At 68.3% G+C, this 12147-nt stretch carries 12 protein-coding genes and 1 pseudogene; 6 read left to right on the forward strand and 7 right to left on the reverse strand.

Features of this window, described 5'->3' with window-relative positions:
• Positions 1 to 206: 206 nt before the first annotated feature.
• Positions 207 to 800: a DUF4760 domain-containing protein gene (locus tag IG99_RS27915; protein WP_158973256.1), complete on the reverse strand. Its 594-nt coding sequence runs from the start codon at positions 798 to 800 to the stop codon at positions 207 to 209.
• A gap of 427 nt (positions 801 to 1227) precedes the next feature.
• Positions 1228 to 1509: a hypothetical protein gene (locus IG99_RS27920; RefSeq protein ID WP_158973257.1), complete on the reverse strand. Its 282-nt coding sequence runs from the start codon at positions 1507 to 1509 to the stop codon at positions 1228 to 1230.
• A 774-nt stretch (positions 1510 to 2283) separates the two neighbouring features.
• Between IG99_RS27920 and IG99_RS44315 the strand changes: the two genes are divergently transcribed.
• Complete coding sequence (locus IG99_RS44315) at positions 2284 to 2715, forward strand: hypothetical protein (protein ID WP_158973258.1); 432 nt, start codon at positions 2284 to 2286, stop codon at positions 2713 to 2715.
• A gap of 277 nt (positions 2716 to 2992) precedes the next feature.
• Here IG99_RS44315 and IG99_RS27930 read toward each other — a convergent pair whose 3' ends face one another.
• The 3 genes from IG99_RS27930 to IG99_RS27940 form a co-directional block, all read right to left on the reverse strand.
• Complete coding sequence (locus IG99_RS27930) at positions 2993 to 3394, reverse strand: DNA-binding protein (RefSeq protein ID WP_037678400.1); 402 nt, start codon at positions 3392 to 3394, stop codon at positions 2993 to 2995.
• A complete protein-coding gene (locus IG99_RS27935; protein WP_037678403.1) occupies positions 3391 to 3639 on the reverse strand; it encodes a hypothetical protein in 249 nt (82 codons plus the stop codon). Before IG99_RS27935 ends, IG99_RS27930 begins: the two co-directional genes overlap by 4 nt.
• A gap of 127 nt (positions 3640 to 3766) precedes the next feature.
• Positions 3767 to 4078, reverse strand: a complete 312-nt coding sequence (locus IG99_RS27940) for a calcium-binding protein (RefSeq protein WP_037678599.1) — start codon at positions 4076 to 4078, stop codon at positions 3767 to 3769.
• A 264-nt stretch (positions 4079 to 4342) separates the two neighbouring features.
• Between IG99_RS27940 and IG99_RS27945 the strand changes: the two genes are divergently transcribed.
• The 5 genes and pseudogenes from IG99_RS27945 (at position 4343) to IG99_RS27960 (ending at position 11161) form a co-directional block, all read left to right on the forward strand.
• Positions 4343 to 7150, forward strand: coding sequence for a DEAD/DEAH box helicase (locus IG99_RS27945; RefSeq protein WP_037678406.1), 2808 nt, complete (start codon positions 4343 to 4345; stop codon positions 7148 to 7150).
• Positions 7147 to 8382, forward strand: coding sequence for an SWIM zinc finger family protein (locus tag IG99_RS27950; RefSeq protein WP_037678409.1), 1236 nt, complete (start codon positions 7147 to 7149; stop codon positions 8380 to 8382). The genes IG99_RS27945 and IG99_RS27950 overlap by 4 nt, the downstream gene beginning before the upstream one ends.
• 262 nt (positions 8383 to 8644) lie before the next feature.
• The gene (locus IG99_RS27955; protein WP_037678411.1) at positions 8645 to 8980 is read left to right on the forward strand and encodes a hypothetical protein; all 336 of its coding nucleotides are present in this window, start codon (positions 8645 to 8647) and stop codon (positions 8978 to 8980) included.
• A gap of 109 nt (positions 8981 to 9089) precedes the next feature.
• A pseudogene (locus tag IG99_RS47880) lies at positions 9090 to 9714 on the forward strand (GntR family transcriptional regulator); the annotation flags it as partial.
• Between the two features lie 472 nt (positions 9715 to 10186).
• Positions 10187 to 11161, forward strand: coding sequence for an alpha/beta fold hydrolase (locus IG99_RS27960; RefSeq protein ID WP_051865976.1), 975 nt, complete (start codon positions 10187 to 10189; stop codon positions 11159 to 11161).
• Positions 11162 to 11365: 204 nt separating this feature from the next.
• Here the strand turns inward: IG99_RS27960 and IG99_RS27965 are convergent, their stop codons facing one another.
• On the reverse strand, positions 11366 to 11650 hold the full coding sequence (locus tag IG99_RS27965) for a hypothetical protein (protein WP_037678414.1): 285 nt from the start codon (positions 11648 to 11650) through the stop codon (positions 11366 to 11368).
• 143 nt (positions 11651 to 11793) lie between these two features.
• Complete coding sequence (locus tag IG99_RS27970) at positions 11794 to 12063, reverse strand: hypothetical protein (protein WP_037678417.1); 270 nt, start codon at positions 12061 to 12063, stop codon at positions 11794 to 11796.
• Positions 12064 to 12147: the final 84 nt, after the last annotated feature.

Below are 12147 nucleotides of genomic sequence, written 5' to 3' on the forward strand. Positions count from 1 at the left end.
AGGCCGAGGCTTCTTCTTCCCCATGCTCTCCATGATGGACATCCTCCCGGGGCAGAACCCCTGATCTCGGATGTCCGCCAAAGCGGATCAAGCCCAGGTCGAGGCCGGCGGGGGTGCAGCGAGGCACACGCGCGCCTGATCGGTCGGCGTGCCCGCCGTCGTGGCTCACTTTCGTCGGCTGAGGCACAGCCCCGGGCCCGCTGGCGCTACTCCGCCGCTGGTGGTGGGACCCGGGGCGCGGTCAGCTGTCGCAGGGCGGCGCGGCGGCGCAGCGCGGCTCTGCGGCGCCGCCATGCGCGCCGCTGGGGCCGGCTGACGTGCATCAGTTGGTTAATGCGGTCCTGCGGCATGTGGCGCGCCTCGTGCGCCATGTCTTCCAGACCGCGGAGCAGATACCGTCCGTCCGTACCCATGACCTCGCGCTCACGAAGCACGAATGGCGCGACCGCCTCCCACACCTTGACCACCCGGATCCGCAGCAGTGCCACCATCTCGTCGTCCACGATGTCAGCCAGCCGCAGCACACTGATGTTCTGGTAGTAGTACACGATGTCGTACACCTGCCGACGTACGTCGTTCGGCAGGCCGGATAGGCCCAGTGTCGGGTCGTACTCGGCGAGCAGCCGCTGCGTCACGAACGAGTAGCGCTCGTGGAACTCCGCCGAGCGGAAGTCCGCGAGCAGGTCGACGTACGCCGGTAACTGGTTGCTCCGGCGCTGCAGACCGGCTTGCGAGACGGCTGAATACAACGTAACGAGCAGCGCCACCGCCGACAGCCCGGTGGCCACGAGATTGAACACCAAGACTCTGTCCCCCTGGTCCGCCTGCCCCAAGCAGCCCGCCTCATTGTGTCCCATAACGGACGGCCGCGCGGGCAGATCCCGCAGACCTGACGTGCTGTACAGCAGCGAAGTACACCAAGCATGTCGGTCGCAGACGAGCATCAAGAACCGCTACCGCCATCCTGACCAGGCCGCGAGACCTCAGCGCCCTCGACGCCCGCAGTTCGCATCGAGGAGCAGCATCCAGGTACGCGTGCCCGATCGGGCGGTGCTGAGCGGGGAACAGAGGGAAACGACGGCGGCCCGCCACGGAAACCCGCACATCGGCGTCGCCACCGGTCAGTACGCATCCAGTTACGCGATCTTCCAAACTAGTGCTCCAAGCCCCAGACAGCGGCGCTTGACTGGGTCATGGAAACTCCAGCCCAAAGCCACCCCGCCGACCTCAGTCGTTCGCGGACAGTTCTCGGCGCATCAAGTCCCGGTAGTCATAGTGGCGCACCTGAAACTCCATGGCCTCGCTCGTGGTCATGCCTTCCTTGGCCACATAGGCCTCAGCGGCGACGGTCTGCGCCTTGTGCGCCTGATCCCTCAGGAAGGTCACCAACTCACTCGCCGTGGCTTCCGGGTGCAACTCGAACCAGGTCGCGGCCAATTGGTAGCAGTACGTATGCATCATTGCTTGGTTGTGCGCCATGAAATCTTGGGTGGCATTACGGCGAGTCATGGGCCAAGCATGTCGGGTTGGAACCAACCGTGCGGCCCTTTTGGCACCATGCGCCCGCCGGGACGTCTCGGGGCCGTCGGAGGGTGGTCAACGACGAGCAACGCTGACAACCACCGACGGCTCACTCGCAGGTCGCAGCGTTGATCGATTACGTGGCCGCAGCCCAGGGCCGCGGCCCACCACTTCTTCGGCTACTGACCGTCTTGCAGTCCCTCAAACACAACCAAAGAGCCATCCCGCTCGAACCTCAGCACGCGGGGCCGGGGAGATTCCTGGGCGGAGTCCGGCTCAGGATGAAGCTCTCCGTAGCGCTGATGGTAAAGATCAACCGCTTCGCGGAGCGGGCATCCCTGTGCCTCACGAATCGCTTGCACTGCGAGAATGGTGCGCCCCTCTCGAATGTCGCGATCCACACTCTCCGACAGTTCTGTCACGCGTCCTCCCCGGTCCGGCATCGCAGTAGAGCAACCGCGGCTCTTCCGGGTCAACCGAGTTGAGCAGCCAAAACAGCGGGCCGGAAACCCCGAAGGCCCTGGGCGGTGCCGTATGAGACCAGCAGGGGGGCACCGCACTGATGCATCGAGGGGCGAGCAGACAAAGGCAGCCGTGTCCCAGTCGGGCAGGGTGTCCTGTCCCAGGGCAAGAAGAAGCCGAGGCCACAACGACAATCGGCTGGCCAGGACGTCCCGCCGCCCCCACGATGGGCCCATGGACCGGTTGCAGTACAGCGCTTGGCAGTACGCAGCGGAGGTACTCCCTCCCGAGGAACTACCGATGCTCGCTGCGCATGCACTTGTCGACGGGCGTGATTCCCCTGCCCTGTGCGAGCTGGCCGCTCTGCCGCGCCGGAGCGACGAGGCCGAGGTTCGCGAGCTGTACGTTCTAGCCCTGCGCGAACTCGGCATTCCCCTCCCCGACGAGGACACGGCCGGCCGATGCCTCCTGGTGAGTCTCGCGTTCGGTCTCGCGAACGGCGAGCTGAGCCCCGAGGAAGTGAGCAATGGACTGTCGATGACGGTCGCAGCCCGTACCCGGGAGGAGACACGGTTCCTGTCCGTCGCAGCGGGCTACAGCGAATGGCTCGGCCCCGACGAGCTTCCGGGATGGGAGACGGAGCTGAGAACCGCGGCCCAGTCGTTGGCCGCCACCACTGACCTCGGCCCCAGCATCGGCGTGCCGGGGGCGCGGTCCGACCGACGCGGGTGAACGCCCTTGTACCGAGCTCAGCACCCCACCAACACAGTTGGAAAGCGTGTTGGGGGCAACCCCTCACGAGTTCGAATCTCGTATCCTCCGCAGCCGCCTGACCAGGCGAAACGAAGAGCCGGACCGCTCATTGTGGTCCGGCTCTTCGGCATGCCCTGGTTGCAGTTTCCGTTGCATTTATAGGCGACATTCGGGACATAATCGCCAAACGGAAAGGGTGCACGCTCGCATCCATGGAGCGACCGACGCAGGCTACGTGACGGAGTCGCTGCAGCGGTCAGAGCCCGATCATCCGGACCTTGCTGCCGCACAGCCGGGTCATGTCATCGACATCTGACGTGAGGATGGCGACCGGGCCAGGCTGACGCAAGGCCGCTTCGGCGACGGTGGCGTCGATCGCGTACTTGTGTCCGTGCAGACCGGCGCCCTTGAGCAGTTGTGCCGCCGCCTTGGCCGCTGCCTCCGTGACCGGCTCCACCTTGACCCGGGAAAGCGCCCATTGCAGTCGGGGCAGATTCACCCTGGCGTGACTCACCTCCACGATGGTGTTGGCGCTGACGACAAGGTCCGCTCCCATGTCGTGGAACACCTGGAACATCGCCAGAACCTTCCGGTCCTGCGCCACCCAGACCGACAGTCCCTCACTGTCCAGGACGACAGTCTCGACGTGCCCGCTCACGCGGCGCTCGCGCCGCCGGCGGCCTGCGTCGTACCGAAGATCCGCGCCCGCGCCTCAGCCAGCTCTTCCTCACTGAAGGCCCCGTGCTCGTCTGTGTGGCTGCGCAGGTCGGCCCCCAGAAGCTGGTGCCGGATCTGTCTGGCGACCGCTTCGGCCACGTAGCCGGAGATGTTGTCCGTGATCTTCTTCAGCTCCGCCACCTGCTCGGTGGGGAGTGTCACCGTGATCCGTGTGGTGTCAGCCATAACGGCAAGCATACTGCGGTATGCGCACCACGTGCTCTTTGTTTCCCGCAGTCGGTCCGGGCAGCGGCAGTCGGGCGAGTGTCCGTTCGAGCAGGGGCTCAGCCGGGCAGTTGTGCGACGCACCAGTTCAGCGGGCCCAGTAGCGGTATGCCTCGATCCATTGCGAGCGCTCGGGGGCGGGTTCCGGCAGCGGCAGATCCAGAATCCCGATGCCCTGTCGGACCGACCCCCGGGCGCAGCGTGCGACCACGCGCCCGTCCTCGGCCAGATCGACACCGACCACGCTCACCTCGACGCCCAGAACAGTCGTGGTGAACGGCACGGCAAGGCTCTCCTCGATCATCGTGAAGAAGCCGGTGAGCTGCTCATCCTCACCGTAGGCGTCGACGGTGGCCTCTTCGATCAACGCCTCCAGCGCGGCTGGTTCCCAGGTGCCCATGGCCTCACCGTAGCGCCGCACCGTACGTTTGAGGACCGGCGTGTTCAGCAGCGGCGTACCCGTCGTGGCGCCGTCGCCGGCAGTCAGACCAAGGCCCGCGGTTGCCAGCGTGTGACGTTGCCTGGTGGGGTTCGGTAGTGAGCGGGCCTGGGGAGGATCCGGCAAGCGACAGGGCGGAAGAGAGTGGCACGAATCGTCATACGAGAGCCGAGGACGGGCGCGAGGAGCACACCCCCGCCGGCCCGGCAGGAAACATCCGCCTTCGTGAGGGAGCTGCTCGGCGCCGGCTGGGCGGCGGTGTTCCTGCCCGGTGAGCCCGCCCGCCTCGGGCGGCTCCTGCTGTGGAAGCCGACCGGGGCAGTAGCCGGAGACACCACGGCGTCCACCGGCCTTGAGACCGAGGCGGTGGAGCTGGTCCTGCCGCACGGCCGCTCGGTCAGGCGGCGCAGGGTCGAGGGTTACGCGCTGCCTGTCGCCGTCGCTGTCTCCGCCCTGGTCGATGCGGAGCCGACGCATCCCTCCGGCGCCGCATGGCAGGCCGCCACTCGCTTCGCGCTGCGGCTGCTCGCCGACGGCCGCCTCCACCCGGCCCTCACCCCCGCCGGTTACGACACATGGCAGGTGGGTCCCTTTACCGCCGCCCAGCGCCAGACGCTGGACGCCCTGGCCGCCGCCTTCCCGCCACACGCCCACTGCCTGCCCGAGCCAGGCCCTGCGCCGGTACGGATCGCCGAACCGGCTGCGCTGCTACGCCAGTTCTGCGACGCGGTCGCCGATGATCTGGTCCGTACGCCGGCCGCGCCGCTCGCCATGGGAGCGCTGCCGTACGCGTGGCGCGAGGCCCGTGCCGTGCCCACCTTGCGTGAATGGGCCGAGGAAACCCAGGCGGCGCTCACCGCCGAGGTCGGTGTCTCGCTGCGCGTCGACGTACCCGAAGGACGCCGTCGTCAGTTCCGGGCCGTCCTGCAACTGCACACCGCGGCGGACCCGGCGCTCGTCATCGAGGCCGCACAGCTCTGGAGCGAGCCGACCGAAGTGGAGCGGCTGCTCGGCCCGCGCGCCGAGACCGAGACCCTGCTCGCCCTGCGTCGCGGCGCCCGTGCCTGGCCCCCGCTGCGGAAGCTGCTCGACGATGCCGCTCCCGATCGGCTCCGGTTGACCGACGACGAAGCTTTCGAGCTCCTTGGGGACGCCACGGACGCGCTACGCGCGGCCGGTGTCTACGTGCATTGGCCGCGCGAACTGGTCAAGGCGCTCACCGCGACCGCGGAGATCGGGCAGCGCACCGCCCCCGGTTCCACCGCGGGCGGCCTGCTGGACACCGAGGCCCTCCTCGACTTCCGCTGGCAGGTCTCCCTCGGCGGCGAGCCGCTCACCGAGGCCGAGATGGATGCCCTCGCGGAGTCACGCCGTCCCCTCGTCCGGCTTCGTGACCAATGGGTGGTCGCCGACCCGAAGCTGGTGGCCCGCGCCAAGCGCCGCCGGATGGAACCTCGCACCCCCATGGAGGCGTTGAGCGCCGCGCTGACCGGCGAGGCCGAGCAGGACGGTGACCGGGTCCCTTGTGCTGCGGTCGGTGCGCTCGGCGACCTGGTCGCTCGTATCCGCGACCCCGAGTCCCGCACCCCCGCGCCCCAGCCCGCCGCCCTCAAGGCCACGTTGCGCGAGTACCAGAAGCGGGGCCTGGCCTGGCTGGCCGAGATGTGCGCACTCGGCCTCGGCGGCTGTCTCGCCGACGACATGGGCCTGGGCAAGACCATCACCTTGCTCGCTCTGCACCTGCACCGCCAGAGCGACCCCACCACCGCAGGCCCCACCCTTGTCGTCTGCCCGGCCTCCCTGCTCGGCAACTGGCAGCGCGAGGCCGCCAGATTCGCACCGTCCACCCCCGTACGCCGGTACCACGGCGGCGACCGCCACCTCAAAGACCTGGCCGGCGACGAGATCGTCCTGGTCACCTACGGGGTGCTGCGCCGCGACCGCGAAGTGCTTGCCGACACAGCCTGGTCGCTGGTGGCCGCCGACGAGGCCCAGCACGTCAAGAACCCCTACGCCGTCACCGCCCGCGAACTGCGCGCCCTGCCCGCCCGCGCCCGCGTCGCTCTCACCGGCACCCCCGTGGAGAACAACCTCTCCGAGCTGTGGGCACTGCTCGACTGGACCACCCCCGGGCTCCTCGGCACACTCACCGCCTTCCGTGACCGGCACGCCCGCGCCATCGAGGCGGGCAAGGATCCCGAGGCAGCCGAGCGCCTGTCCCGTCTCGTACGTCCCTTCCTGTTGCGCCGCAAGAAGTCCGACCCCGGCATCGCGCCCGAACTGCCGCCCAAGACCGAGACCGACCACGTCGTCCCGCTGACGGCCGAGCAGACCAGCCTGTACGAGGCACAGGTCCGCGAGACCATGGCGAAGATCGCGGAGTCGCAGGGCATCGCCCGACGCGGTCTGGTACTCAAGCTGCTCACCGCGCTGAAGCAGATCTGCAACCACCCCGCCCAGTTTTTGAAAGAGCACAGCCTGCGCCAATCCACTCCCCTACGGAGCCGCTCCGGCAAGCTCGACCTGCTCGACGAACTTCTCGACACCATCACCGCCGAAGGCGAATCCGTGCTGGTCTTCACGCAGTACAAACAGATGGCGGCTCTGCTGGAGAAGCATTTCGCCGAACGCGGCGTCCCCAGCCTCTTCCTGCACGGTGCCACCCCCGTCGCGCGGCGCGAGGAGATGGTGGACCGCTTCCAGCGCGGTGAAGTGCCGGTGTTCCTGCTGTCGTTGAAGGCAGCGGGCACCGGACTCAACCTCACCCGCGCCACTCACGTCGTGCACTACGACCGCTGGTGGAACCCGGCCGTCGGGGACCAGGCCACTGACCGCGCCTACCGCATCGGCCAGGACAAACCCGTCCAGGTACACAGGCTCCTCGCGGAGGGGACCGTGGAGGACAAGGTGGCGAAGCTGCTCGAAGCCAAGCGTGCCCTCGCCGACGCCGTCGTCGGCTCCGGCGAGGCAGCCCTCACCGAACTGTCCGACGCCGACCTCGCCGAACTCGTCACCCTGGGAATGCAGTCATGAGCCCCGCCGTCCCCGGCCCGCGCCGTGCGCCCGCCCGCGGCAAACGGGCCTTCGCCGCGACCTGGTGGGGCCAGGCGTGGGTGGCCGCCCTGGAGGACTCCACCCTGGACGCCGGGCGGCTCTCGCGCGGACGCACCTACGCCCGCCAGGGCATGGTCGGCCCGGTCACCGTCGTTCCGGGCCAGGTCAAAGCCGCTGTCCAGGGGAGCCGCCCGCGCCCGTACCGCTCCTCGGTCCACCTGCCTGTCCTCACCGACGCCCAGTGGGACACCCTGCTCGACACGATCGCGGCCCGCGCCGGGCATCTCGCGGCACTTCTCGACGACGAGATGCCCGCCGAGCTCGTGGACGACTCCCGGCACGCAGGCGTCCCGCTGCTCCCACTGCCCACCGAACTCGATCCGGAGTGCTCCTGCCCCGACTGGGGCTACCCCTGCAAGCACGCCGCCGCTCTCTGCTACGCCATCGCCGCCACCATCGACGCCGACCCGTTCGTACTCTTCGCGCTGCGCGGCCGTGGTCGCGAGGAGGTCCTCGCCCAACTGCGCGCACTCCGTACGGCGGCACAGGAGTCCGCCGCCCCACCGGCACCGGTCGGCATCCCGGCCGCCGCCGCGTACGCCCGCTGGGCCGCAGAGCCCCCCGAACTGCCCGAACTCCCGGAACCCGCCGCCCACACCACAGCCCTGCCCGTCCCCCCGCCACCCGGCACCGGCCTGGCCGCCGCGGATCTGGAACGCCTCATGGCCGACGCCACCGCGCGCGCCGCCCGACTCCTCGCGGGCGACACCGCCGACCTGCACCTGACACAGCACCAGGACGCCGTGCGCATCAGCGCGAGCAACCCCGGACCCAAGTGGTTCCACCACCTGATCCAAAACACCGGCACCAACCCCACTGCCTTCGCACGCCTCACCCGCGCCTGGCGCCACGGCGGCCCCACGGGCATCACCGTCGCCGAACAGCCCCACACCCCCGACCCGACGGTGATGAAGGCCACCCGCACCGCCCTGGACGCGGCCCTCGCCGAGATGACCGACTCCCCCACCCACCTCAGAGCCTGGCGCAACCGCCTCACCCTCCCCCACCACGGCATCCAGCTGCGCCTGGGCCCCGACGCCCGCTGGTACCCCTACCTCCAGGATGACGACGGCGAATGGTGGCCCGCGGCACCAGCCGACACTGACCCGGTCACCGCGCTCACCGCGGCCTGGTCTCAGAACGGGGAGTAAGGAGGCGATTCCCCGCTGACCAGGAGCCGCGAGCAGAAGCTGGACACACCCACGCTGCTCCACTTCCGTGGTTGCAGTCCTGGTTGCATTCACCTGCGTACAGCACCGTTCAGAACCCCTGCCCGGACCAGCTGCACCGCAGGTCAGGACGCCCCCGCACACCCCAGAACCCCCAGACGAGCATTTGGAAAGCGTGCACTCTTGGATGGTTCGGCAAGCTCGGCCCGAGGGCGTTGTCAGAGGCTGGTGGGATCGTACGCGCATGAACACGCTCTTTGATCTCCCTGAAGCAGAGGCATTGGAAGAAGCCGTCATCGCCCACTACCGCCTCAGCGGCGACGAGTACGGCTCGCATGCCGAGCGTGAAGCGATCTTCGATGCTGAGCGGGCCATGGCAGCCGCTGTCGAGGACGCGCGAGTCGGCGAGGTCGACGGGAACGAGCTCGGCGGAGGCGAAGCCGTGCTGTACGCCTACGGGGCGGATGCGGAAGCTCTCTTCAAGGTCATGGAGCCGATGCTTCGCGGTCTGCCGTTGAGGCCGGCGCACGTCGTGTTGCGGCAGGGGAGGCAGGAGATGGAGACCCGATTGGATCTGTGACGCGGTGCAACAACCAAATACAGCAACCTCAGCAACCTCAGCAACCTCAGCAACCGGCAGCGCCCAGCACCGGCCCCCATCGTCCTTACGGCAGCCTGCATGCCCCCCACTGACCGATCTCTGTAGAGCCACGGATCCCCGCATCGCCGACGAACTCCGGCGGCGGATCGCGGAGCACTGTGGGAGCCCGGGGACCGCCTGCCGTCCCGCGCCCAGATCGGCCAGGAGTGCGGGGTGGGCGAGAACGTGGTCCGCCGGGCTCAGGAGTTGCTGATCTCCCAGGTGTGCTGAAGGGCCGCGCCGGTTCGGGCACGTACGTCGCCCAGCCCCGGCAGCGGGTGCGGGTGGTCCGGTCGTCTGCGCGCGAGCAGCCCGAGGTGCCCCCCGTTCCGGGCGGACATGAAGGCCCTGGGCAGGTGCGGGAATTGGGAGAGCCGGACCGACGCCAAAGTTACCGGCGCCGGCGGAGATCGCGGCGCGGCTGAGCATCGCCGAGGGCGAGTTGTGCGTATGGACGGCGTACGAGTTCCTGGCCGACGGCAGACCGGTGCAGTTGTCGACGAGTTGGGAGCCGTACGGCCTCACCGCCGGCACGCTCGTCGCCCTCCCCGAGGGAGGGCCGCACCGGGCAGGTGTCGTGAACCGCATGGCCGCGATCGGCGTCACCGTCAGCCACGCCGTGGAGCAGCCGGAGCCGCGGCAGGCGACCGCCGAAGAGGCTTCGCTTCTTACGAGATCCCGATCAACCGTCAGTAGCGACCCCTCTGCGCCGCCCTGGCCCGACGAAGGCAGGACATCAGAACGGCGGCCCGGACCGGCAGCGTCGGCATTCGGGTTAATTCCGTTCGACGGTTGTCGATTCGTCCAGGGGCGCCAGGGCTTAGACCGCCACCGCTGTCTGGCGAATCCGTGCCGAAGGCAGGCCGATGAGACGCCGAGCGGGAGAAGAGCAGCAGGCCAGCGGCGGTGCGACCCTCAACCCGGCAAAGCCTTATTCGCGCTCGGCCGCAGGTTCGAGTCCTGCCGGGGGCGCAGCCCTACCAGCGTCTACGCCGGTGGGGCTACCGCACGGACTTGTCCTGACCCGGTTCGGCCGTTGGGATGTTTCACCAGAATCGCCCACAAAGCAGTGATTACACCCAGATTGCGAGTTTTCTGGTAACTCTGGAACGGTTCAATGCAGTTCCATCCACCTCGGAGCCGCTCATGCTCACCGCCGTCGCCATCGCACAGGACTCCTCCAACGTGAGTCACCGCGAGCCCGTTCCCACTGCATCGGAGCAGACGGAGGAGCGGAGCCTCACTCTCGAGGGCTTCGCGTACGACTGCCGCATCGTCCACCAAAGCGACCCGCAGACGGCGCCGTTGCTGCTGCTCGGAGGGTCGTCCCAGGACAGATACTCATGGCAGCGACACGAGAAGTGGCTGGCCCCACTGTGCACGTTGATCACCGTGGATCTTCCCGGTTACGGCACCTCGGACTTCCTGCCTGCCTCGTACGGCATCGACTTCCTTGCCGCCGCGGTCAAGCACATGCTCGTGGAGGCCGGCATGCCGCGGGTCAATCTCTTCGGCGGCTGCTTCGGTGAAGTCGTCGGTCTCCGCTTCGCGCAGCTCTATCCCGAGTTCGTCAGTCGCATCGTCTTCTGCGGCGCGGCAAAGCGTCTTCCCGAGATCTACACCGACGCCGTTCCGCGCCTGTCGCGCGCGCTCGAGCGTGGCGAGATCGAGGAGGCCGCGGACGGGCTCGTGCGGCTGTTCATGTCGAACCCGGCTGCCGGCCAGGTCCGCAAGCACGCGGCCGTGGCACGGCTCCTCCACCGGCAGTTCATGAACCAGACGCCGGACGAACTCAGGAAAGCGGTCGAGCACAACACGAGGCTCGTGAAGCACGGTTGCTACGAGCCCCTGCCCCTTCCCGATGTGCCGTCCCTGGTGTTCACGGGCGAGTACGACACCTTGTGCACCCCCGAGATGGGCCGCGAGGTCGCCGCGGCGATGCCTGCCGCGCGGTTCACGACGATCAAGGAGGCCGACCACCTGGCCACCGTGGAACGCATGCAGGAGGCGTCGGACCTGATCGGCCGGTTCTGCACCGACCGCCCCATCGACGACCTGCCGTACTGCAATCCCATCGAGTCGCCGTGTGCCGACCCGGTCCGTGCGACAGGGCGCCGATGAGTGACCCGCCCCCTGCTCGACGAGCAGGGGGTCGCGGGCTTTCGACGGCGGGTTGCAACGGCCGGTGACCGCCTCCGACGGCCGGAGACACAGAAGGATGGCCGGGACCCGATACCGGGTCCCGGCCATCCTCTGCTGCAAGACTTGGCTCACACGACGGGTGGTCGGCGTGAACAGGGGTGCCGCGGCTGCCTGGGGCGGGCGTCAGGGCTTCTTGCCGGGGACGACGATGTTGCTGACGCAGGTGACCTGGCTCTGTGAACTCGGGCAGGTCTGCGTCGACTCGTTGACCACGTGGACGTTGCCGCCCTTGTCGGTGGTGACCTTGTACTCGCTCACTCCCACGCAGCGAACGTGGCCTTTGCCGTCGTCGACACACGTGCCGGGGCCGGCATGGCCGAAGGCCTGGACGGCGCCGATACCGATCAAGGCGAAGCCCCCGAGGACTCCGGCTGCCGCTGCCGCTGTGATCTTCTTCGAATTGAGCATCTGTCTTTTCCTTTGCGGTCGACCCCTCGTGACTGACGGCGGGGTCGCTCCGGATGCTTGGACCGGCAAAATGCCAGGTGGTAGGTCCCGGGGCTCGGACATGGTTCGAGCCCCGGGACCTACCTAGATCACCTGAGCAGTGATCACTTGCCGATGGAGAAGTTCTGGGCGCAGGTCAGGGACTCACGCTCGCTGTTGTCCTGCTGAGCCAGGCCCAGGATGGCGAGGTTGACGTTGATGTCGTCGATGTTGATGAGCCCCGTGGTCGAGTCGTTCTGCTCGCACGACTGGTTCTGCTTGTTGTCGAGCTTGACCTTCTCGCCCCCGTCGGAAGCGTGGCCGATGCCGGCGCCGAGGAAGCTGACGCTGCCGAGCATGGCCACGACGACTGCGGCCTTCTGGTACTTGCGCATTACCGCTCCATTTCTCAGACGACACGGTCCGTGATGGACCGGTCACTCTCAGTTGCTAACTGTAGGAGGCGTTTGCGGCTTTTG

The sequence above is a fragment of the Streptomyces griseus subsp. griseus genome, from assembly GCF_000720255.1.
Taxonomy (GTDB): Bacteria; Actinomycetota; Actinomycetes; order Streptomycetales; family Streptomycetaceae; genus Streptomyces; species Streptomyces griseus_I.